Genomic DNA, 23683 nt, shown 5'->3' with positions numbered 1-23683 from the left:
ACTCTCCGTTCAATCGTCAGTTCGAGACCGACGACAATCAGGCAAACTTCTTCTGGACTTCTGCCGACACGTTGGCCGGCGCTTCTGCGTAGTGGTCGAACTGCATGGTGAAGGTTGCGCGACCCTGGCTCATCGAGCGCAGGTTATTCACGTAACCGAACATGTTCATGAGCGGCACCATCGCGTTGATGACGTTGGCGTTGCCGCGCATGTCCTGACCCTGGATCTGACCGCGCCGCGAATTCAGGTCGCCGATGACGGAGCCGGTGTAATCTTCCGGGGTCACCACTTCGACCTTCATGATCGGCTCGAGCAGGACGGACTTGCCCTTCTGCAAGGCTTCGCGGAATGCAGCACGCGATGCGATTTCGAAGGCGAGCGCCGACGAATCGACGTCGTGATACTTGCCGTCGACGAGCTGAACCTTGACGTCGACCACGGGGAAGCCCGCGACCACGCCGGAACTCAGCACGCTGTTGATGCCCTTCTCGACGCCGGGGATGTATTCCTTCGGCACCGCACCGCCGACGACCTTGGACTCGAACTCGTAGCCCTTGCCGGGCTCGTTCGGCTCCACGATGATCGACACTTCCGCGAACTGTCCGGTACCGCCGGTCTGCTTCTTGTGGGTGTACTTGACTTCGGACCTCTTGGTGACGCGCTCACGGAACGCCACCTGCGGCGCGCCGATGTTGGCATCGACCTTGTAGGTGCGGCGGAGAATGTCGACCTTGATGTCGAGATGGAGCTCGCCCATGCCCTTGAGGATGGTCTGGCCGGACTCCTGATCGGTCGACACGCGGAAGGACGGATCCTCCGCGGCGAGCTTCGCCAGCGCCACGCCCAGCTTTTCCTGGTCGGCCTTGGACTTAGGCTCGATCGCGATCTCGATGACGGGCTCGGGGAATTCCATCTTTTCGAGGATCACCGCCTTGTCGGGATCGCACAGCGTGTCACCGGTGCGCGCTTCCTTCAGGCCAGCCAGTGCGACGATGTCGCCGGCATAGGCTTCCTTGATGTCTTCGCGGTTGTTCGCATGCATCAGCAACATGCGGCCGATGCGCTCCTTGCGGTCGCGCGTCGAATTGATGACGCCGGTGCCCGACAGCAGCGTGCCGGAATAGATGCGGCAGAAGGTGATGGTGCCGACGAACGGGTCGTCCATGATCTTGAAGGCCAACAGAGCCAGCGGCTCCTTATCGTCCGGCAGGCGAACGACCTCGTTGCCGTCTTCATCGACGCCCTTGATGGCGGGCACGTCAACCGGCGACGGCAGATAATCCACGACTGCGTCGAGCAGAGGCTGCACGCCCTTGTTCTTGAACGCCGAGCCGCACAATACCGGGAAGAACGCGCCAGTCAGCACGGCCTTGCGGATCAAGCGCTTCAACGTCGGCTCATCGGGCTCCTTGCCGTCGAGGTAAGCGGCGAGAACTTCGTCGTCGAGCTCGACGGCGGCTTCCAACAACTTCTCGCGATATTCCTTGGCCTTCTCGACCATGTCCTCGGGAATATCGATGTCCACGAACTTGGCGTCGAGCTTCTCTTCTTCCCAGACCACGCCCTTCATGCGAACGAGGTCGACCAGGCCCTTGAAGTTGTTCTCGGAGCCGATCGGAAGCTGGATCGCGATCGGCTTTGCGCCGAGGCGGTCGACGATGTCCTGCATGCACTTGTAGAAGTCAGCGCCGGTCTTATCCATCTTGTTGGCGAAGACGATGCGCGGAACTTTGTACTTGTCGCCCTGGCGCCAGACCGTCTCGGTCTGGGGCTCGACGCCCTGGTTCGAGTCGAGCACGCACACGGCGCCGTCGAGCACGCGCAGGCTGCGCTCGACTTCGATGGTGAAGTCGACGTGGCCGGGAGTGTCGATGATGTTGAGACGCTTGCCTTCCCAGAACGCGGTGGTCGCGGCCGACGTAATCGTAATGCCGCGCTCCTGCTCCTGCTCCATCCAGTCCATCGTCGCGGCACCTTCGTGCACTTCGCCGATTTTGTGGCTCTTGCCGGTGTAATAGAGAATGCGCTCGGTGGTCGTGGTCTTGCCGGCATCGATATGCGCCATGATACCGAAGTTGCGGTAATTCTCTATGGCATGAACGCGGGGCATGGAGTGTTCCTTAGATTCCGTGTGTCGCCGTTACCAGCGATAGTGCGAGAAGGCGCGGTTGGCTTCCGCCATCCGGTGCACGTCTTCGCGCTTCTTGACGGCGTTACCCCGGTTGTTCGACGCATCCAGGAGCTCCGCAGAGAGCCGCTCGGTCATCGTCTTCTCGTTGCGATCGCGCGCAGCCGAGATCAGCCAGCGAATGCCCAGCGCCTGACGGCGCACCGAGCGAACTTCGACCGGAACCTGATAGGTCGCGCCACCGACGCGGCGGGAGCGCACTTCAATCGTCGGCATGACGTTCTCGAGCGCCTGCTCGAACACGCCGAGCGGGTTCTGCTTTGTCTTGCTTTCAATGAGGCCGAACGCGCCGTAGACGATGCCTTCGGCGACCGACTTCTTTCCGGCGTACATTACCGAATTCATGAACTTCGTGACGATGATATTCCCGAACTTCGGATCGGGAAGGACTTCGCGCTTTTCGGCAGAATGGCGACGAGACATGGACCTGGTTCCCGCTTACTTCGGACGCTTGGCGCCGTACTTCGAACGGCGCTGCTTACGGTTCTTGACGCCCTGGGTATCCAGAACGCCGCGGAGGATGTGGTAGCGCACGCCGGGTAAGTCCTTGACGCGACCGCCGCGGATCATGACCACCGAGTGCTCCTGGAGGTTATGGCCCTCACCGGGGATGTAGCCGATCACCTCGAAGCCGTTGGTCAGGCGCACCTTGGCAACCTTACGAAGCGCCGAGTTCGGCTTCTTCGGGGTCGTGGTGTAAACGCGTGTGCAAACACCGCGCTTCTGCGGCGACTGCTGCAGCGCCGGCACCTTCTTGCGCGACTTCTGCACTTCCCGCGGTTGAGCGATCAGCTGGTTGATCGTCGGCATCCTGGCATTACCCTTTGTGTTCTGCCGCGGCCCGTCACCGGGTCCGCAAATTCTTTCGAGCTACCCGCCCGACGAGGCCGCCTTCCGCGGAACAATCCGCACAAAGCGAAATCGCGCCAACCACCCGTCAACGGGCGGAAAGCGCTTCGACGCCACAGAGGACCGCAGTAGTTGAACCGGTCAGCTTGAAGCTGCGGCCCGCGCACCGAGGTCATGCATCCGAATTCGATCTCGAGAGAACATGCTCAAGAGAACTAAAATCGCACTGGCATTGCCTAGCTATGATCGACAGCGTTTGAGCGGCATTCGTCGAGGTTGGTGCCTGTCTTGGTGATCCCAGGGGATCAAACAGGTGGCCCGTTCCGACGTTGGCGATGCTCACCGCCTGTCGTTAAGTGAGGGGGTTCTATAAGTGGGAGTCGGTCAAGTCAAGGCGAAACGTCAGTCAGAAGCGCTTCCCGCACCTGCCGAAATCGCTTCTTGGGCCGCTCGCTGCGCCTTCGTGAGATGGAAACGAAGAGCGCGTCGCGCCACCTCGAAACCTATTTATACCCGGGTTAAATATACTTTTATAACCATTGGCTAAGGCTTTCTTTCCTGTTGGAGCGCCAATGTGCCGCCTTGGGCAGAGATTAGCGCCATGCGGTACACCGACATTGCCATTATCGGCGGGGGATTGTCCGGCTCGACCGCCGCCGCGATGCTCGGCCGTAGCGGCATTTCGACCATCCTGATCGATCCGCATGAGAGCTATTCGGCGGACTTTCGGGTCGAAAAACTCAGCGGTCACGTGCAGGTCGGGCGATTCCTGCAGACGGGAATCGCCGAATCGGTGTTGCACCGCGCGACCTTTGTGGGTGAGAACTGGATCGCGCGCTTCGGCCGCCTTCTCGACAAGGCGCCGAGCCGGCAGTTCAACATCCTCTACGATTCCCTCGTCAACGCTGTCCGCGACGAAATTCCTGCCGGCGTCGAGCGCATCTGCGCCAAGGCTGTCTCGGTTGAGACGAGTGCGGAGCGGCAGAAGGTCACTCTCTCCAACGACGCGATGGTCTCCGCCCGGCTGGTCGTGCTCGCCAACGGACTCAATGTCGGCCTGCGCCACCAGCTGGGAATCGCCCGAAAAGTCGTCAGTGCCTGCCATTCGATTTCGATCGGGTTCGACGTGGTGCCCGCGGGACGGGACTCGTTCGACTTCCCTGCGCTGACCTATTTCTCGGAACGGCCGAGCGACCGCATCCCCTACCTCACGCTTTTTCCGATCGGGACGCGGATGCGCGCCAATCTGTTCGTCTATCGCAGCTTCGACGATCCCTGGCTGCGTGAGCTGCGCCGCGCGCCGGCCGAGACGTTGAACGCTGCGCTGCCACGGCTCAAGCACATCACCGGACCATTCGACATTCCCAGTGAGCTGAAAATCCGTCCGGTCGATCTCTATGTGAACGATGCCAGCGGCCAGCCGGGTCTCGTGCTGGTGGGCGATGCCTTCTCGACCTCCTGCCCGGCCGCCGGCACCGGGTGCGACAAGGTCTTCACCGACGTCGAGCGGCTCTGCAACGTCTATATCCCGCAGTGGCTGGCCTCCGACGGGATGGATACAAGCAAGATCGCCGCCTTCTACGCAGACCCGGTCAAGCGGGAGTGCGACGATTGGTCGGCCGCGAAGGCCTTCGATTTCCGCTCAGTCTCCATTGCGACAAGCCCTTATTGGACGGCGCAGCGCTGGGCACGCTTCATTGCCTGGTCGGTTCAGGGACTATTGCGGCCGCTTGGAGCAGCCTTCGATCTGGAGCCGAACTTCCTCGGTCACTCCTCCTCATCGTCCTCGTCGAGGTCGTCTTCATCCTCGTCGTCTTCGTCGTTGTCCTCGTCGACGTGAGCCGGCGCGCCATGCGGTTGGTGGATCTGGTCGTTCCACAGCTTGCGATAGGTGCCGTTCTTGGCGAGCAGCTCGGCATGCGAGCCGCGCTCGATCGCCCTGCCCCCTGAAATCACGATGATCTCGTCCATCTCGACCACCGAGGTCAGGCGGTGGGTCGACCAGATCATGGTGCGGCCCTTGGCGACCTTCAGCAGCGTGCGGTTGATCGCAGCTTCCGTGGTCTGGTCGAGCGCCGAAGTGGCTTCGTCGAGCAGCAGCACGGAAGGATTACGGATGACCGCGCGCGCGATCGCGATGCGCTGGCGCTGGCCGCCCGACAAGGTATCGCCGCGCTCGCCCACCGGCGTGTCGTATCGTTGCGGCAGGCTCATGATGTAACGGTGGATCTCGGCTTTCTTGGCCGCCTCCTCGACCTCCTCATCGGTCGCGCCCTCCTTGCCGAGCCGAATGTTCTCCCGGATCGACATGTTGAACAGCATATTCTCCTGGAACACCACCGCCATGCTCCGGCGCAGGGAGTCCAGCGTCACCTTGCGGACGTCGACGCCGTCGATGGTGACGCGCCCCTCGTCCGGCACATAGAGCCGCAGGATCAGATTCAGCAGCGTGCTCTTGCCGGAGCCGGACGGACCGACGATGGCAATGCGCTTGCCGACATTGAGCTTGAGGCTGAGATTGTCCAGCACCGGCGTCTGGCTGCCTTCGTACTGGAACGTCACGTGATCGAAGGTGATGTCGTTGGTGATGCGGGGCAGATCGGGCGCGCCGGCACGATCGGCGCTGCGCGTGGGCTCGTCGAGCAACTCCTGCATATGACGGATCGCGGCTGCCGCGGAGATCGACACGGGGATGAAATGCATCACATGGGCGATGTTGTAGGACACCTCCCAGAACGCACTCTCGAAGGTGACGAAGGTGCCGATGGTAATCTGCCCCTTCGTCGCCAGATATGCGCCGATCGCGAGCACGACGAGATGCAAGAGCAGCACCGAGATGGTGACCGTCCGCTCCACCATGGTCGACAGGAACGCCGCCGAGGCCATCCTGTTTCGCGTCTCGTCGTTGCGGAATTTGAAGAAGCCGAACATCCGGCGTTGCAGGCTGAACGCCTTGATCACGGCCTGCGCCGCCACGTTCTCCTGCACCATGCCGAGCAGCGCAGATTCATTGAGCTTCTGCTCGTAATTCGCCTGGACAGCCTTCGGCGTCAGCATGCGGGGACCGATCAGCGTGATCGGAAACACCAGCAGCGCAACCGCCGCGAGCTGCCAGTTCAGGAACACCATCAGGATGATGCCCGCGATCAGCTCCAGGAACGGCAATGCCGCGCTGTTGGCGAAGGTCTTGACCGAACCCTCGAAGGCCGCGAGGTCGACTGAGAAGCGCGACAGGATCTCGCCGCGCTTGGTGCGGCCGAAATAGGCCGCCGGCAGGTCCTGGACGTGCTCGAACAGCCGTTTGCGGACGTCGGAAATGATGCACGCCGCGAGCCGCGCATCCCAGCGCTCGTACCAGACCGCGACGATCGAGGTGAATATGCCCGCGACCGCGAGCACGCCGAGGATCTTGTACAGCGCCTGAAAATCCTCCTCGCCGAGCGCGTCGTCGATCAGGTACTTCAGGCTGAGCGGCATGATGACGTTGAAGAGCGTCTCGACGAAGACGCCGAACGCCACGAAGGACAGCATCTGCTTGTAGTTGAACAGGAAGGGTTTGACGAAACCCAGGATGGTCGCGAGCGCGCCGGCGGCCTCGCGCGCGGTAAAGACGACGAGGTCCTCGTCCTCATCGTCGTCATCGAGCTCCAGCCCGCCATCCTCCTCGTCTTCATCGTCCTCGTCGTCTTCAAGGTCCGGCTTGGCGGTAGGGACAAGCTTGTCGTCGAGCTCGGCCGCCTCTTCCGCGGCGAGCTTCTGTTTGTCGGGCGGGAGGGGCTTGGACGCCATGAAACCAACCGATGCTGACGGCCGGCATGACCGCAGAGAAAGCAGGAAATAGCGCCAACCGCTACTGCATCGATTCTATGCGATCAAGATGAATTCGGCAAAACAATTGGCGAAGGCGCCCGCTTCAGGCGGCTAGTCGTCTTCCTCATCCTCGACCTTGTCGAAAAAGGAATAGCGCAAGGAATCGGCGTCGGCGTACCACTGGCCCGGTCCCTTGTTGGCGGCGAGCGTCGTGTCCCAGAGCGCGTCCGTGCAGTCCTTGCGGTGCATCGACAGCTCGAAGCCGTTGCCGAAGAACAGTTCGGACCATTCCCACCAGGTGCCGAGCTTCTTGACGCCGCGCAGAAGGTCGTAGCGGTCGATCAGTGCCGGCGCCATGTCCGAGGTGATCGAGCCGAACACGAGCCCGGTCTTGACCACACGGTTCAGCTCCCTGATCGCACGGACCACCTGCTTCGGGGAAACATGGCAGAGGCTGGTCTCGAACACGAAGTCGAACGCACCGTCCTTGAACGGCATGTCGGTGATCGAACCGAGCTTGTTGTACTTCCTCAGCGCCTTCGGCGTTCTGGCGTGAATGGTGCGGTTGTTCTCGATACCGAAGGCATCGATGCCGCGATCACGTAGCGCGCCGACAAGCTCGCCGCTGGCCGAGCCCGCGATCAAGAGCTTCGTGCCTTTGGCCTTGCCCCAGACGATGCCGATCAGTTTTGTGAGATAGTCGGGATCCGTGAAGTGTTGCCACACTTCGCTGTAGGGGCCCTGGCCGCGATAATTGTCAAAATAGGCACGATCGATCTTGTCCGAGAGCGGCTTGTCGTCCTGCGAACGCTCGCGGCGCAAGCGCATCATCTCGGTCAAGATGATGTCGGTCGCCGCGTCCGAGGAATCGAGCAGGCCGTTCAGCGTCGAGTCGAACAGATAGTCGCCGACCACGACGATTCCGGGATGTTCCTTCGGCTCGGGCCGGTGGTTGGTCATGACGTCGCGCACGGGCAAGCCGCCCGGAATCGCGTTCACCGAGGACAGCCAGCGGTGGATCTTGCCTTCCATGAAATGCGCGCGTGCATCGCCGAGCGATGCCGGAAGCGATTTCAGCGCGGCATCGATCAGCTCCCGGTCGGAGAGATTCGCAAAGGCCAGCGCATCGGAGCCCGGAATCAGCCAGTTCAGCACGCCGTGCTTGCCCACATCATGGCGGGCGCCCTCGTTATAGACGCAGCAACCGCCAAAGGCTTCCGACATGAACCAGGCGCCGGCGATCTTGTCGCCCCAGAACGGCGTGTCGAACAGGATCGAGACACGCAAATAGTGCGCAGGACGGTCGAAGTACGCGACGTGCTTGACCATCGACTTGCGGAGCTGTTCGCCTTCCCAGCCGACGGTCCCAAGCCAGGAATGCGGCAGACAGACCAGCACAAGGTCGAAGTCGCGCGTCTCCGGCCCCTTGCCGTTCATCATCTTGAGTTGATAGCGGCCGGTCGGCGCCTTGCCGACCGTGAGAATTCGGTGATTGAGCTGGATGTCGGCATTGACCTCCGACTGGAGGCACTCGATGAGCTGCTCGTTGCCGTTCTGGATGGAATAGAGGCCGATATAGCCGTCGACATCCATCAGGTAGTTCTTGAGCGCGTTGAGCCCGTTGGTGTTGTGGCTCTCGGTCGCGAGGTCCGAGCGCGCCATCACCTTGAAGAATCGCTTTGCGGTCTCGTCCTCGACCTCCTCGTCGAGCACCTGTTCGGCGGTCTTGTAGGCCCAGGGATTCTCGTTGTCGTGCGCGCCGACACCCTCGTAGTACTCGATCGGCGTCATCGCCTCGGCGCAGCGCTTACGGAACGCCTCGATTGCGGCTGCGGTCTTGGCACCGTATTTGCGGCGCATGCCCGCGACGTCGTTGAGGAGCTCACCGCCGAACTGCACCTGCTCGGCATCCATCGGAATGGTCTGCAGGCCGAAATGCTGGATCAACTCGCGCAACGGATCCGGCCCGGTCATCGAGTAGTCGTAGATCTCGGCAACGCCGGCCTCGTACATCGCGGGCGCGGAATCGAATTTGCGCGTGACGATCTTGCCGCCGAGCCGGTCGGATGCTTCGTAGATGGTGACGCGGCAGAGGTCGCCAAGCTTGCGCTTCAGATACCAAGCGCTCATCAGCCCGCCGGGGCCGCCGCCTACGATTGCGAGATCAAGCATGAGAATTCCGTGGTCTCCGGCCCGCCCCCTTCACGGGACCACCGGTCTAAGCTCTCCTAGCAGAAGCGCTTTTGCGCCTGAAGGAAAGATGAACAAAGGTTGATCCTGCACCGCAACAGGGAAACAAAGCAGCAAAAAGGCCGGCTTTCGCCGGCCTTTTCAGTGTCCTCGGTATTCCTACGGATGAACGATCATTCCGCAGGTGGCAGCGCCATCGGCTCCACTTCCGGCGCCGGCGGCACGACCGCCGCCTGCTTCTCGCGCTCGTCGAGGATCATCTTGTCGCGCTTCACAGCGACTTCGCGGATCTTCGCCATGGAGGCGCCGGTGCCTGCCGGAATCAGCCGGCCGACGATGACGTTCTCCTTGAGGCCTTCGAGCGGATCGACCTTGCCGTTGACCGCCGCTTCCGTGAGGACTCGGGTGGTCTCCTGGAACGAGGCCGCCGAGAAGAAGGAGCGGGTCTGAAGGCTCGCCTTGGTGATGCCGAGCAGAACCGGCGTCCCCGTGGCGATCTTCTTGCCCTCTTCCTTGGCCTTCGCGTTGATCTGGTCGAACTCGATCTTGTCGATCTGCTCGCCCGAGATCATGTCCGTGTCGCCCTGGTCGGTGACTTCCACCTTCTGGAGCATCTGACGGACGATCACCTCGATGTGCTTATCGTTGATGAGCACGCCCTGGAGCCGATAGACCTCCTGGATCTCGTTGACCAGATAGGCCGCGAGTTCCTCGATGCCCTTGACCGCCAAAATGTCGTGCGGCGCCGGATTGCCTTCCACGATGAAGTCGCCCTTTTCGACGACGTCGCCGTCCTGAAGGTGGATGTGCTTGCCCTTCGGGATCAGGTACTCGCGCGCCTCTTCGGTCTTGTCCATCGGCTCGATCGAGATGCGACGCTTGTTCTTATAGTCGCGCCCAAACCGGATGGTGCCCGCGATTTCGGCGATGATCGCCGCATCCTTCGGACGCCGAGCCTCGAACAGTTCCGCCACCCGCGGCAGACCGCCGGTGATGTCGCGCGTCTTGGCGCTTTCGGTCGAGACACGGGCGAGAATGTCGCCCGCCTGGACCTTGGCGCCGACATCGACCGACAGAATGGCATCGACCGACAGCATGTAGCGGGCATCGCCGCCACGGGCGAGCTTGAGCACCTTGCCGTCCTTGCCCTTGATCACGATGGCGGGACGCAGGTCCCCGCCGCCGCGCATCGAGCGCCAGTCGATGACCACGCGCTTGGCAATACCGGTGGCCTCGTCGAGCGTTTCCGAGATCGACTGTCCCTCGACCAGATCCTCGAAGCCGATAGTACCTTCGACCTCGGTGAGGAGCGGACGGGTGTAGGGATCCCATTCCACGATACGCTGGCCACGCTTGACCATGTCGCCCTCGTCGACGTGCAGGCGCGAACCGTACTGAATACGGTGCGTCGCACGCTCGGTGCCGTCGGCATCGACGATCGCGATCACCATGTTGCGAACCATCGCGACCAGGTGGCCTTCGCTATTGCGGGCGATGGCCTTGTTCCTGATCACGATCTTGCCGTCGAAGTTGGATTCGACGAAAGATTGCTCGTTCAGCTGCGCCGCACCGCCGATGTGGAAGGTGCGCATGGTGAGCTGGGTGCCCGGCTCGCCGATCGACTGGGCCGCGATGACCCCGACCGCTTCGCCGTGGTTGACCGGCGTGCCGCGAGCGAGATCGCGGCCGTAGCACTTGCCGCAGATGCCGTTGACGAGCTCGCAGGTCAGCGCCGAGCGGATCTTCACCTCCTGGACGCCGCCCTGATGGATGGCATCCAGATGGCTCTCTTCCATCAGCGTACCGCGCTTGAAGATCACCTTGCCCGTGCTGTCACGCACGTCTTCGCAGGCCGTGCGTCCTAGGATGCGCGAGCCGAGCGAAGCGACCACGGTGCCGGCATCGACGATGGCGCGCATCTTGATGCCGAGCTTGGTGCCGCAATCGTCCTGCGTGATGATGCAATCCTGCGCGACGTCGACGAGACGACGGGTCAGATAGCCGGAGTTCGCGGTCTTCAACGCGGTGTCCGCGAGGCCCTTGCGGGCGCCGTGGGTCGAGTTGAAGTACTCGAGCACCGAGAGGCCTTCCTTGAAGTTCGAGATGATCGGCGTCTCGATGATCTCGCCCGACGGCTTGGCCATCAGGCCGCGCATGCCGGCGAGCTGGCGCATCTGGGCCGGCGAACCGCGGGCACCGGAGTGAGCCATCATGTAGATCGAGTTGATGTCGGCATCCGCCCCACTCGCCGTCTTCTTGGTCGAGGAGATCTCCTTCATCATCGCCTTGGCGATTTCTTCCGTGGCCTTCGACCAGGCGTCGACGACCTTGTTGTACTTCTCGCCATGGGTAATCAGACCGTCGTTGTACTGCTGCTCGAAATCCTTCGCCAGCGTACGGGTAGCGTCGACGATCTTCCACTTGGAGTGCGGCACGACCATGTCGTCCTTGCCGAACGAGATGCCGGCCTTGAACGCGTTGTAGAAGCCGAGCGCCATGATGCGGTCGCAGAAGATCACCGTCTCCTTCTGGCCGCAGTGGCGGTAGACCTGGTCGATGACGCCGGAGATCTCGCGCTTGGTCATCAGCTTGTTGATGATCTCGTACGGAACGCGCGGGTTCTTCGGCAGCAAATTGCCCAGCATGACGCGGCCGGCGGTGGTCTCGATCCAGCGCCTGGAGATCTTGCCGGTCTCGTCGATGCCTTCCCACCGGTACTTGATCTTGGTGTGGAGGTGGATGACCTTCGCGTGCAGCGCGTGCTCGAGCTCCGCCATCTCGCCGAAGATCTTGCCCTCGCCGGGCAGGCCTTCGCGCATGATGGAGACGTAGTAGAGACCGAGCACGATGTCCTGCGACGGCACGATGATCGGCTGGCCGTTCGCCGGATGCAGGATGTTGTTGGTCGACATCATCAGGACGCGCGCTTCCAGCTGCGCTTCCAGCGACAGCGGAACGTGCACGGCCATCTGGTCGCCGTCGAAGTCGGCGTTGAACGCGGCGCAGACCAGCGGGTGGAGCTGGATCGCCTTGCCCTCGATCAGCACGGGCTCGAACGCCTGGATGCCGAGGCGATGCAGCGTCGGTGCGCGGTTGAGCAGCACGGGATGCTCGCGGATGACCTCGTCCAGGATGTCCCAGACCTCGGGCCGCTCCTTCTCGACCAGCTTCTTGGCCTGCTTCACGGTGGTGGACAGGCCCTTGGCGTCAAGCCGCGAGTAGATGAACGGCTTGAACAGTTCGAGCGCCATCTTCTTCGGCAGACCGCACTGATGCAGGCGCAGCTCGGGACCGACCACGATCACCGAACGGCCCGAATAGTCGACGCGCTTGCCGAGCAGGTTCTGACGGAACCGGCCCTGCTTGCCCTTGAGCATGTCGGCGAGCGACTTCAGCGGACGCTTGTTGGCACCGGTGATGACGCGGCCACGGCGGCCGTTGTCGAACAGCGCGTCGACAGCCTCCTGAAGCATGCGCTTCTCGTTGCGGATGATGATGTCCGGCGCGCGCAGCTCCATCAGCCGCTTCAGGCGGTTGTTGCGGTTGATGACGCGGCGGTAGAGATCGTTGAGGTCCGAGGTCGCGAAGCGGCCGCCATCCAGCGGCACCAGCGGACGCAGGTCCGGCGGAATCACCGGAACCACCGTCATGATCATCCATTCCGGCTTGTTGCCGGAGTGGCGGAACGCTTCCACGATCTTCAGGCGCTTGGCGAGCTTCTTGTGCTTGATGTCGGAGTCGGTCTCCTGCATCTCCGCACGCAAGGTCAGCTCGAGCTTCTCGAGGTCCATGCCCTTGAGCAGCTCGCGAATCGCTTCCGCGCCGATCATGGCGGTAAAGGAATCCTGGCCGTATTCGTCCTGCGCCTTCAGATACTCGTCTTCCGACAAGAGCTGACGGTCCTTCAGCGCGGTGAGGCCCGGCTCGAGCACGACGTAATATTCGAAATAGAGGATCCGCTCGAGATCCTTCAACGTCATGTCGAGCAGGAGGCCGATGCGCGAGGGCAGCGACTTCAGGAACCAGATGTGGGCGACGGGGGCCGCGAGCTCGATATGGCCCATGCGCTCGCGCCGGACGCGCGACAGCGTGACCTCGACCGAGCACTTCTCGCAGATGATGCCCTTGTACTTCATGCGCTTGTACTTGCCGCACAAGCACTCGTAGTCCTTGATCGGCCCGAAGATGCGGGCGCAGAATAGGCCGTCGCGCTCGGGCTTGAAGGTACGGTAGTTGATGGTTTCCGGCTTCTTGATCTCGCCGTACGACCAGGACAGAATCTTCTCGGGGCTCGCGATCGAGATCCGGATCTGGTCGAAGACCTGAGCCGGCGTCGTCGGATTAAAGAGATTCATAATTTCTTGGTTCATCGTCTTCTCCTCGCGTGCCGGTCGCCTCCGGCAGCAAATTCGAAAATCACTATGCGGGGCGCCCTGCCCTCGCGATTCCAGGACTGGGCGCCGATGCCCGGCCATTCAGGCCGGGCATGAGGGTCGTATTACTCGGCCGCTTCCGCCGTCCCCGGTCCGACCTTGGAATTGTGCAGATCGACGTTGAGGCCGAGCGAGCGCATTTCCTTGACCAGCACGTTGAACGATTCCGGAATACCGGCCTCGAAGGTGTCGTCGCCACGCACGATCGCCTCGTACACCTTGGTACGGCCGGCGACGTCGTCCGACTTCACGGTCAGCATCTCCTGGAGCGTGTACGCCGCGCCGTAAGCCTCGAGCGCCCACACTTCCATTTCGCCGAAGCGCTGACCGCCGAACTGCGCCTTGCCGCCCAGCGGCTGCTGGGTAACGAGCGAGTACGGACCGATCGAACGCGCGTGGATCTTGTCGTCGACGAGATGGTGCAGCTTGAGCATGTAGATGTAGCCCACCGTCACCTTGCGGTCGAAGGCGTCGCCGGTGCGGCCGTCATAGACGGTCGACTGGCCCGAAGCGTCCAGACCGGCAAGCTTCAGCATCTCCTCGATGTCGGCTTCCTTGGCGCCGTCGAACACCGGCGTCGCGATCGGAACGCCGCGGCTCAGATTGTGGCCGAGCTCGATCAACTCGTTGTCGTTGAGCGACTTGATCGTCTCGTCCTCGCCGTAGACCTTCTTCAAGGTTTCCTTCAGCGGCCGGATGTCCTGCTTCGACAAATAGGCATCGACCGTCTGGCCGATACGCTTGCCGAGGCCGGCACAGGCCCAGCCGAGATGGGTCTCGAGGATCTGTCCGACGTTCATGCGCGATGGCACGCCGAGCGGATTGAGCACGATGTCGGCATGCGTACCGTCTTCGAGGAACGGCATGTCCTCGATCGGCACGATCTTCGACACCACGCCCTTGTTGCCGTGGCGGCCGGCCATCTTGTCGCCGGGCTGGATCTTGCGCTTCACCGCGACGAAGACCTTGACCATCTTCATCACGCCGGGCGGCAATTCGTCACCGCGCTGAAGCTTTTCGACCTTGTCGAGGAAGCGCTGTTCCAGCCCCTTCTTCGACTCGTCGTACTGCTTCCGCATGGCCTCGATCTCGGCCATCAGCTTGTCGTTCGGCGAAGCGAACAGCCACCACTGCGACTTCGGGTACTCCTCGAGCACCGCACGGGTGATCTTGGTGTCCTTCTTGAAGCCCTTCGGACCGGCGATGCCCTGCCGTCCTTCGAGCAGCTCGGCAAGACGGTTGTAGACGTTGCGGTCCAGGATCGCCTGCTCGTCGTCGCGGTCCTTGGCCAGACGCTCGATCTCTTCCCGCTCGATCGCCAGCGCACGCTCGTCCTTGTCGACGCCGTGCCGGTTGAACACGCGCACTTCGACGATGGTGCCCTGCACGCCCGGAGGAACGCGCAGCGAGGTGTCGCGGACGTCGGAAGCCTTCTCGCCGAAGATGGCGCGCAGGAGCTTTTCTTCCGGCGTCATCGGGCTTTCGCCCTTCGGCGTGATCTTGCCGACCAGGATGTCACCGGCGCGTACTTCCGCGCCGATGTACACGATGCCGGCTTCGTCGAGGTTCTTCAGCGCTTCTTCCGAGACGTTCGGAATGTCGCGGGTGATTTCCTCGGGTCCGAGCTTGGTGTCGCGGGCCATTACCTCGAATTCTTCGATATGAATTGAGGTAAACACGTCTTCCTTCACGATCCGCTCGGAGAGCAGGATCGAGTCTTCGAAGTTGTAGCCGTTCCACGGCATGAACGCGACGAGCACGTTCCGGCCGAGCGCGAGCTCGCCGAGATCGGTCGACGGACCGTCGGCGATGATGTCGCCCTTCTTGACAATGTCGCCGACCTTCACCAGCGGACGCTGGTTGATGCAGGTCGACTGGTTGGAGCGCTGGTACTTCATCAGCCGGTAGATATCGACGCCCGACTTGGTCGGATCGAGATCTTCCGTGGCGCGGATCACGACGCGGGTGGCGTCGATCTGGTCGATCACGCCCGAACGGCGCGCCGCGATCGCAGCACCCGAGTCACGCGCAACCACGCCTTCCATGCCGGTGCCGACGAACGGCGCTTCGGCGCGAACCAGCGGCACCGCCTGGCGCTGCATGTTCGAGCCCATCAGCGCGCGGTTGGCGTCGTCGTTCTCGAGGAACGGGATCAGCGCGGCCGCGACCGAAACGAGCTGCTTCGGCGACACGTCCATGTAGTCGACCTTGTCCGGGGTGACCGGCAAGACTTCGCCGGCGTGACGGCAGACCACGAGATCTTCGGTGAAGCGGCCCTTCGGATCGAGCGGCACGTTGGCCTGCGCGACCGTGTAGCGGCCCTCTTCCATCGCCGAGAGGTACACGACCTCGTCGGTGACGCGGCCGTCCTTGACCTTGCGGTAAGGCGTCTCGACGAAGCCGTACTTGTTCACGCGCGCGAAGGTCGCGAGCGAGTTGATCAGGCCGATGTTCGGACCTTCCGGCGTCTCGATCGGGCAGATGCGGCCGTAATGCGTCGGATGCACGTCGCGGACCTCGAAGCCGGCGCGCTCGCGGGTCAGACCGCCCGGTCCAAGTGCCGACAGGCGGCGCTTGTGGGTGATCTCCGACAGCGGGTTGGTCTGGTCCATGAACTGCGAGAGCTGCGAGGAGCCGAAGAACTCGCGCACGGCGGCGGCCGCCGGCTTGGCGTTGATCAGGTCCTGCGGCATGACCGTGTCGATGTCGACCGAAGACATGCGCTCCTTGATCGCGCGCTCCATGCGGAGCAAGCCGATGCGGTACTGGTTCTCCATGAGCTCGCCGACCGAACGCACACGGCGGTTGCCGAGATGGTCGATGTCGTCGATCTCGCCCTTGCCGTCGCGCAAATCCACCAGCGTCTTGATGACGGAGAGGATGTCTTCCTTGCGGAGCGTGCGTTGGGTGTCGGGCGCATCGAGGTCGAGGCGCATGTTCATCTTGACGCGACCGACCGCCGAGAGGTCGTAGCGCTCGGCGTCGAAGAACAGTGACTGGAACATTGCCTGCGCCGAATCCAGCGTCGGCGGCTCGCCGGGACGCATCACGCGGTAGATGTCGAACAGCGCGTCCTCGCGCGTCATGTTCTTGTCGGCCGCGAGGGTGTTGCGGATGTAGGCGCCGACATTGACGTGGTCGATGTCGAGCAGCGGCAGCTCCTTGTAGCCGTGCTCGTTGAGAACCTTGATCGACTTGTCGGTGATCTCTTCACCGGCTTCCGCGTGGATCTCGCCGGTCTTGGGATTGACGAGGTCCTCGGCGATGTAGTTGCCGACGAGCTCAGCATCCGAGAGGCGCAGCGCCTTCAGCCCCTTCTCCTGCATCTGACGCGCACCGCGCACGGTGAGCTTCTTGCCGGCTTCGAGCACGACCTTGCCGGTATCGGCGTCGATCAGGTCGTTGATGGTCGAGTAGCCGCGGAAACGATTGGCGTCGAACGGAACGCGCCAGCCTTCCTTGATCCGCTTGTACTGGATCTTCTTGTAGAAGGTGCTGAGGATCGCCTCGCCGTCGAGACCAAGCGCGAACATCAGCGACGTCACCGGAAGCTTGCGGCGACGGTCGATACGCGCATAGACGATGTCCTTGGCGTCGAACTCGATGTCGAGCCAGGAGCCGCGATATGGGATCACGCGAGCGGCGAACAGCAGCTTGCCCGACGAATGGGTCTTGCCCTTGTCGTGGTCGAAGAACACGCCCGGCGAACGGTGCATCTGCGAGACGATGACGCGCTCGGTGCCGTTGACGATGAAGGTGCCGTTCATCGTCATGAGCGGGATGTCGCCCATGTAGACGTCCTGCTCCTTGATGTCCTTGACCGACTTCGCGCCGGTTTCCTCGTCGATATCGAACACGATGAGGCGTAGCGTCACCTTGAGGGGGGCCGCGAAGGTCATGCCGCGCTGGCGGCACTCGTCGACGTCGTATTTCGGCGGCTCGAACTCGTAGCGGACGAATTCCAGCATCGAGGTGCCCGAGAAGTCGGAGATCGGGAACACCGAGCGGAACACCGCCTGCAAGCCCTCGTCCGATCGACCGCCCTGGGGCTCGTCGACCATCAGGAACTGGTCATAGGACGCCTTCTGAACCTCGATGAGGTTCGGCATCTCGGCGACTTCCTTGATGTGTCCGAAGAACTTGCGAACGCGTTTGCGACCGGTGAATGTCTGCTGCGCCATCGTGGCCTCTCATTTTCGTCGCCCGATTTGGGCGCGCCCTCCGGAATGCGGCGACCGCCGCTCCCCGGGTTGAATTTTTCGAACCCGTCTTGGGGGCCGGAGACTCAGTTTCAGGTAGGAATGTCCTGAATCTGTTCTTCAGACCTTCAAAACGCAAAACGACGCGCGGGGCGCAGGAGCGCGCCCGCCCGTCACAACCAACCTCTTCACGGACTGCAAAAGCCCGAAATAGCTTGCTCTCCCAACGGCTTACAGGGAATGCGGCATCCCTGCCCACCGCGCTTTCGTGCTGCCGACCCGATATGGGGCGACATTAGTGCAGATTCGAGGGACAAACCCTCAAATCCCCACACTTTTTCGTGTTCGGCCTGCGTCGGGTCGTTCCGTCGCACGCCTTTTGCATCTGGCCCGCCCTTTCAGGGAGCGGACCGAGACCCCGGTTGCGATGATGCTCACCGGGATCTCGTGTCAGTAAGCGCTGCTTACTTGAGCTCGACCTTCGCGCCAGCCTTCTCGAGCTGGGCCTTGAGCTTCTCGGCTTCGTCCTTGTTCACGCCTTCCTTGACAGGCTTCGGCGCGCCCTCGACGAGGTCCTTTGCTTCCTTCAGGCCCAGGCCGGTGATGGCGCGGACTTCCTTGATGACCTCGATCTTCTTGTCGCCGGCAGCGGCAAGAACGACCGTGAACTCGGTTTTCTCTTCGGCCGGAGCGGCGGCAGCGCCACCACCAGCCGGGCCGGCCACGGCGACAGCCGCGGCAGCCGAAACGCCCCACTTCTCTTCGAGGAGCTTCGCGAGTTCGGCAGCTTCGAGCACGGTGAGGCTCGAGAGGTCGTCAACGATCTTCTGCAGGTCAGCCATTGTTCAGTTTCCTTGAATGTAAGTCTGGTTCGGGTTTGAGTTTTGCGAAGGGCGTCAGGCCGCTTCGCTCTTTGAGGCATAAGCCTGAATGACACGCGCGAGCTTGCCCGCGGGCGCGTTGGCGAGCTGAGCGATCTTGGTCGCCGGGGCCACAAGCAGGCCGACGATCTTGGCGCGCAGTTCGTCAAGCGACGGCAGCGAGGCAAGTGCCTTCACGCCGTCGACATTCAGGACGGTCGTTCCCATCGAGCCGCCAATGATGACGAACTTTTCGTTCGCCTTGGCGAATTCGACGGCGACCTTTGGCGCCGCTACCGGATCGTCCGAAGTGGCGATCACGGTCGGTCCCTTCAGCATGGGGCCGATGGCAACGACGTCAGTGCCTTCAAGAGCAATTTTGGCGAGACGGTTCTTCGAGACCTTCACCGAGGCGCCAGCCTGCTTCATCTGCGAGCGCAGCTTCTGCATCTGGGCAACGGTCAGGCCGGAATATTGGGCAACGACCGCGACGCTCGTGGTCTTGAAGACCCCATTGAGCTGTTCGACCGCTTCCTTTTTTGCCGCTCGTTCCACAGCAAGCTCTTTCCGGTTGGCGGTCATCGCGAAAGCGGGACCGCCGGGTTGCACCCATCGTCCCGCCCAAACCTGAACCTCAGGGCCAAACCCATCGGACACGCCGGGCAAGACGACAATTCAAAGCCTGCCCTCCGAGAGCCCGTTAGAGCCCACGGCGTGTCGAGGTCCGAACCAAACCCATTCCGCAACCGACCCTAAGGTGGCCACGAAGTGAAATCCGGTCTTCACCCGTCTATGCAGGCCATGCGATTAAGCCGTTGAGAAATCGGAATTCCCCGCGGGCGCCTGCAGTCTTGGACAGGACAAGGTCAGCCGGCGAACCGCCCGACCTCTGCCCGCACCCCACACCCGACGGTTTTCCCTCCCTTTCCAGCAAATCCTCACGGACGCCCTGAAAAGGAATGATCTCCATCGCTTGTTTTCGGAATGCGTGCACGAACGCGCCAGCCGAGGCCGGCACGTCCGGAAGCGGTTCTTTAACCGCTCGGGGCCTGCTTGCCAAGAGCAAAATTCACACCAGTTCCAATCCGTTGCCGCTCGCGCTTAACCATGGCCGAAAAGGGCCGGTTTCCGCTCATTTGACCGCGTAAGGCAACTTCTTGCCCTCGAAAAACGCGGTCAGGTTCGCCAGCACGCAGTTCTGCATGGCGACGTGCGATTCCAGGCTGTGGCCGCCAATATGGGGGGAGAACACGACGTTGGGCAGTGCCGTCAGCGCGTCAGGAGCGTGCGGTTCCTTGTCATAGACATCGAGACCGGCTCCAGCGATGGTCTTCTGGGTGAGCGCCAGCACCAGGGCTTTCTCATCGATCACCGAGCCGCGGGAGATGTTGACGACATAGCCGTCCGCCCCGAGGCGCTTGAGGATATCGGCGCTGACGGCATGCTGGGTCTCGGCTCCTGCCCGGACCGCGATCATCAGCACGCTGCACCAGTCGGCCAGCGCCTCCAAGGTCGGGAAATATTGATAGGGCAGATCGTACCTGCTGCGGCTGAAATAGCCGATCTCGCTCTCGAAGGACGCGCAGCGCGCTGCGATCTTGCGGCCGATCTCGCCCATGCCGTAGACCCCGATGCGGCGGCCCGGCATCCCGGCCTGCGGGCGCATCATCGGCGAGGGCTTTGACGCGGCCCAATCGCCGCTTCGGACGTACTGGTCGGCCACCAGGATTCGCCGCGTCGCCGCGAGCATCAGGGTCATCGCGATGTCGGCGACGGAGGCCGCATTGGCACCCGGGCTATGTCCGACCGCAATATTGCGGGCAGCAGCGGCCTTCAGGTCAACACCGTCATAGCCGGTGCCGTAGCAGACGATGGCACCGAGCTTGGGAAACAGGTCCATCGCCTCCGCGCCCAGCGGCGTTCCGCCGGCGGTGAGCACTGCACGGATATCGCCGAGCGCGTCGGCCGAAAACATCTCCCGCGCCGGCTTGCCGCCGGTGTCGAGCAGCTCGAACCGCTCGGCGAAGCGCGCCATCATCGTCTTGGGAAAGCGCGAGTAGATCAGGACCTTGTCAGTCATTGTTCTTGTTTCCGGTGAACGCCGTCACAAACGACGAGGGGCGGAATCGGTTGCCCAATTCCGCCCCTCGCCTCATGTCATTTGCAAACCTTAGCCGAGAATGGTGCCCGGCTCGACCTTCACGCCGGGGCCCATCGACGAGGACACCGCAACGCGCTGGATGTAGGTGCCCTTGGAACCGGCCGGCTTGGCCTTGGAGACAGCGTCAGCCAAGGCCTTGATGTTTTCGACCAGTTTTTCCTCGGTGAACGAGGCCTTGCCGACGCCAGCCTGCAGGATGCCGGCCTTCTCGACGCGGAACTCGACCGAGCCGCCCTTGGCGCCCTTCACGGCGCCGGTGACGTCCATGGTCACGGTGCCGATCTTCGGGTTCGGCATCAGGCCGCGCGGGCCCAGCACCTTACCGAGACGACCGACCAGCGGCATCATGTCGGGGGTCGCAATACAACGATCGAAATCGATCGTGCCGTTCTGCACCTTCTCGACCAGGTCCTCGGCGCCGACGACGTCGGCTCCGGCAGCCTTGGCCTCGTCGGCCTTGGCGCCGCGGGCGAACACGCCGACGCGGAGCGTACGGCCGGTGCCGTTCGGCAGGGTCACAACGCCGCGGACCATCTGGTCGGCGTGACGCGGATCGACGCCGAGATTGATCGCGACCTCGATGGTCTCGTCGAACTTCGCTTTCGCGCGTTCCTTGACCATCTTGATGGCGTCTGCGAGCGGGTAAAGCTTTTCGCGATCAATACCTTCGCGGGCTTTGTTCAAACGTTTTCCGATTGCCATGACCGCTTACCCTGCCACTTCCAGACCCATCGAGCGGGCAGAGCCCTCGACCATCTTCATGGCCGCTTCGATGGAATCGCAATTGAGATCCTTCATCTTCTTCTCGGCGATCTCGCGCACCTGCGCTTTGGTCACCGCACCCGCCTTGTCACGGCCCGGCGCCTTGGAGCCGGACTGGATCTTGGCAGCCTGCTTGAGGAAGAAGGACATCGGCGGCGTCTTCATCTCGAACGTGAAGGAACGATCGGCGTAGATCGTAATCACGACGGGAATCGGGGTGTTTTTCTCTTCCTTCTGGGTCTGGGCGTTGAACGCCTTGCAGAACTCCATGATGTTGAGACCGCGCTGACCGAGCGCGGGACCGATCGGGGGCGAAGGATTCGCCGCACCGGCCGGGACCTGAAGCTTCAGGTATCCGGTCACTTTCTTTGCCATGTATCACTCCTGTTGGGCCGGCCTGGGCCGGCGGTTTCAGGTTCGTGGTCTGGGTCGGAGGCGGCTGGCGACCGCCCTCTCCCTCCCACGGCCTCTTGTTACGCGAGACCGAAGCCTCACGCCTACCCGATCAGACCTTCTCGACCTGACCGAATTCCAGTTCGACCGGCGTGGCGCGGCCGAAGATCGACACCGCGACCTTCACGCGCGAGCGCGCCTCGTCGATTTCCTCGACCACACCCGAGAACGAGGCAAACGGGCCATCGGCCACCCGCACGTTCTCGCCGATCTCGAACGACACCGACGCCTTCGGCCGTTCCACGCCCTCCTGCACCTGGTGCAGAATGCGCATGGCCTCGGCTTCCGAGATCGGCATCGGCTTGTTTTCCGCGCCGAGGAAGCCGGTCACCTTCGGCGTGTTCTTGATCAGATGAAACGCCTCGTCGGTCAGCTTCATCTTCACCAGCACGTAGCCCGGGAAGAACTTGCGCTCGGCGTCGATCTTGCGGCCGCGGCGCACTTCCGTGACCTTCTCGGTCGGAACCAGCACCAGCTCGAACAGCTCCTCGAGCCCGCGCTGCTTGGCCTGCTCGCGGATCGATTCGGCGACCTTCTTCTCGAAGTTCGAATAGGCGTGGACGATGTACCAGCGCTTGTCAGACAATTGAGCCGTTGCTGTTGCCATCAGTGAATGCCCAGAAGGAAGGTGATGAGGACGCGGATGATCTGGTCGGCGGCGAAGAAGAAGATCGAGGCCACGGCGACCATGACGAACACCATGATGGTGGTGATCGTGGTCTCGCGGCGGGTCGGCCAGGTGACCTTGGCGGTCTCCGAGCGGACTTCCTGCAAGAACTTGAACGGGCTGACTGCCATCGTTTGATGTCCAACGTCCGTCGACAGACGCGAATGAATTTCAGGGATCCGAACAGCCGCCGTTGGCCCAGCCCTCTGTCGAAGGATGAGCCGGAAATCGGGCTCGATTGTTCGGGGATTCAAAGCCGCGCCGGAAATCCGCGTCTAACGGGCCGGCTGCGAGTGCGCGGTATCTACTTCGGATGGGACCAAAGGTCAAGATAGAGAGGGCCCGCGCGCCCAAAACGACCTCCGCGGGCGAACGACCAGAGATCAGGCCGATCAAGGGCTTATCTGCCGCCTGCAAAGCGCAGTCCCAGCGCCTCAGCCGGTTCCTCGCAGAACGAGACCACCGGGGCCCCCTCACCTGCAGCCCCTTTTGGCGACCCCCTCAAGGTCAGTCGGCCCGATCGATCGTCGAAATGCTCGGCAACGGCACAACGAACTTTCCGCCCTCGGCGAAATAGCCGCCTCCAGTCGGCCGCAGGGTCGCGGCATGGCTGAGGACAAGCTCTTCAACTAATACGAACGTCAGGACGTCTTGCCGACGTTCGGGAATTTCAATTCCGCCGCCGAACTGCCGGGCACGATGCGAGCCGGCTACGACACGTGTTCAGCCATATCATCAACCTCGCGCGCTACGTGCTCGGATCGCCGCCGGCAGTCGCCGAAAGCAACATCGAGAGCTCGGGCGCGGCGACCGTGACACTCGACTCGACGGCGTCGCCCGCGCGCTGCAGCTCGCGAATGGATCCAAAGGCGTCTGGCGCGAGGGGCTGAGCAACGCGTTCGAGCTGGGCGCGCTGACCATCGAATTGCCACCGCCTTTTGCCGAGCAGGAGGCGGAGGTCGTTCTCCATCAGCAAGGACAACCCACGGAATTGTCTCGCGGCAAGGTTGGGCGTTTCGGCGTCAGGCCGAGGCATTCGTCGCCGATATCGTGGAGCAGAGGACGCCGTGGCTTCCGGCGCAGATTCCGTGGCCGACATCGCCCTTCGGAG

16 protein-coding genes are annotated in these 23683 nt (G+C 62.4%); 1 reads left to right on the top strand and 15 read right to left on the bottom strand.

Going from position 1 to position 23683, the window contains the following annotated elements; all coding sequences use genetic code 11:
• Positions 1 to 37: 37 nt before the first annotated feature.
• From fusA to rpsL, 3 genes are read right to left on the bottom strand one after another with little or no spacing between them, the layout of a single operon-like run.
• Positions 38 to 2110 carry an elongation factor G gene (fusA, locus tag IVB13_RS32935; protein WP_026233180.1) on the bottom strand — a complete coding sequence of 691 codons (2073 nt, stop codon included), beginning with the start codon at positions 2108 to 2110 and terminating at the stop codon, positions 38 to 40.
• Between the two features lie 30 nt (positions 2111 to 2140).
• A complete protein-coding gene (gene rpsG / locus IVB13_RS32930; RefSeq protein ID WP_007603009.1) occupies positions 2141 to 2611 on the bottom strand; it encodes a 30S ribosomal protein S7 in 471 nt (156 codons plus the stop codon).
• A gap of 15 nt (positions 2612 to 2626) precedes the next feature.
• Positions 2627 to 2998 carry a 30S ribosomal protein S12 gene (gene rpsL / locus IVB13_RS32925; protein WP_007603006.1) on the bottom strand — a complete coding sequence of 124 codons (372 nt, stop codon included), beginning with the start codon at positions 2996 to 2998 and terminating at the stop codon, positions 2627 to 2629.
• A 640-nt stretch (positions 2999 to 3638) separates the two neighbouring features.
• Between rpsL and IVB13_RS32920 the strand changes: the two genes are divergently transcribed.
• Positions 3639 to 4877: an NAD(P)/FAD-dependent oxidoreductase gene (locus tag IVB13_RS32920; protein WP_085351283.1), complete on the top strand. Its 1239-nt coding sequence runs from the start codon at positions 3639 to 3641 to the stop codon at positions 4875 to 4877.
• Here the strand turns inward: IVB13_RS32920 and IVB13_RS32915 are convergent.
• The 12 genes from IVB13_RS32915 to IVB13_RS32860 all read right to left on the bottom strand — a co-directional run bounded on the left by IVB13_RS32915 (position 4805) and on the right by IVB13_RS32860 (position 23548).
• The gene (locus IVB13_RS32915; protein ID WP_247491345.1) at positions 4805 to 6826 is read right to left on the bottom strand and encodes an ABC transporter ATP-binding protein; all 2022 of its coding nucleotides are present in this window, start codon (positions 6824 to 6826) and stop codon (positions 4805 to 4807) included. The genes IVB13_RS32920 and IVB13_RS32915 overlap by 73 nt on opposite strands.
• A gap of 132 nt (positions 6827 to 6958) precedes the next feature.
• Positions 6959 to 9019, bottom strand: coding sequence for an FAD-dependent oxidoreductase (locus tag IVB13_RS32910; protein ID WP_247491343.1), 2061 nt, complete (start codon positions 9017 to 9019; stop codon positions 6959 to 6961).
• Between the two features lie 191 nt (positions 9020 to 9210).
• Positions 9211 to 13407: a DNA-directed RNA polymerase subunit beta' gene (rpoC, locus tag IVB13_RS32905; RefSeq protein WP_026233179.1), complete on the bottom strand. Its 4197-nt coding sequence runs from the start codon at positions 13405 to 13407 to the stop codon at positions 9211 to 9213.
• A 128-nt stretch (positions 13408 to 13535) separates the two neighbouring features.
• A complete protein-coding gene (gene rpoB, locus IVB13_RS32900) occupies positions 13536 to 17651 on the bottom strand; it encodes a DNA-directed RNA polymerase subunit beta (RefSeq protein ID WP_018456447.1) in 4116 nt (1371 codons plus the stop codon).
• Positions 17652 to 18133: 482 nt separating this feature from the next.
• On the bottom strand, positions 18134 to 18511 hold the full coding sequence (gene rplL, locus IVB13_RS32895; RefSeq protein ID WP_007602994.1) for a 50S ribosomal protein L7/L12: 378 nt from the start codon (positions 18509 to 18511) through the stop codon (positions 18134 to 18136).
• A gap of 54 nt (positions 18512 to 18565) precedes the next feature.
• Entirely contained in the window at positions 18566 to 19084 is a 519-nt protein-coding gene (gene rplJ, locus IVB13_RS32890) for a 50S ribosomal protein L10 (RefSeq protein ID WP_026233178.1), read from the bottom strand.
• A gap of 577 nt (positions 19085 to 19661) precedes the next feature.
• Positions 19662 to 20609, bottom strand: a complete 948-nt coding sequence (locus IVB13_RS32885) for a 2-hydroxyacid dehydrogenase (RefSeq protein ID WP_247491341.1) — start codon at positions 20607 to 20609, stop codon at positions 19662 to 19664.
• Between the two features lie 90 nt (positions 20610 to 20699).
• Positions 20700 to 21392: a 50S ribosomal protein L1 gene (rplA, locus tag IVB13_RS32880; protein WP_007602988.1), complete on the bottom strand. Its 693-nt coding sequence runs from the start codon at positions 21390 to 21392 to the stop codon at positions 20700 to 20702.
• A gap of 6 nt (positions 21393 to 21398) precedes the next feature.
• Positions 21399 to 21827 (bottom strand): 50S ribosomal protein L11, encoded by a 429-nt coding sequence (gene rplK / locus IVB13_RS32875; RefSeq protein ID WP_018456444.1) that lies wholly within the window; start codon positions 21825 to 21827, stop codon positions 21399 to 21401.
• Positions 21828 to 21957: 130 nt separating this feature from the next.
• Positions 21958 to 22512, bottom strand: coding sequence for a transcription termination/antitermination protein NusG (gene nusG, locus IVB13_RS32870; RefSeq protein ID WP_007602985.1), 555 nt, complete (start codon positions 22510 to 22512; stop codon positions 21958 to 21960).
• Positions 22512 to 22703, bottom strand: a complete 192-nt coding sequence (gene secE / locus IVB13_RS32865; RefSeq protein ID WP_007602984.1) for a preprotein translocase subunit SecE — start codon at positions 22701 to 22703, stop codon at positions 22512 to 22514. The genes nusG and secE overlap by 1 nt, the downstream gene beginning before the upstream one ends.
• 617 nt (positions 22704 to 23320) lie before the next feature.
• Positions 23321 to 23548 (bottom strand): hypothetical protein, encoded by a 228-nt coding sequence (locus IVB13_RS32860; protein WP_198293367.1) that lies wholly within the window; start codon positions 23546 to 23548, stop codon positions 23321 to 23323.
• Positions 23549 to 23683 lie beyond the last annotated feature (135 nt).

The sequence above is a fragment of the Bradyrhizobium sp. 17 genome (genome assembly GCF_023073515.1).
GTDB classification, from domain to species: Bacteria; Pseudomonadota; Alphaproteobacteria; order Rhizobiales; family Xanthobacteraceae; genus Bradyrhizobium; species Bradyrhizobium canariense_D.
This window is presented reverse-complemented; position numbering and strand designations above follow the sequence as displayed.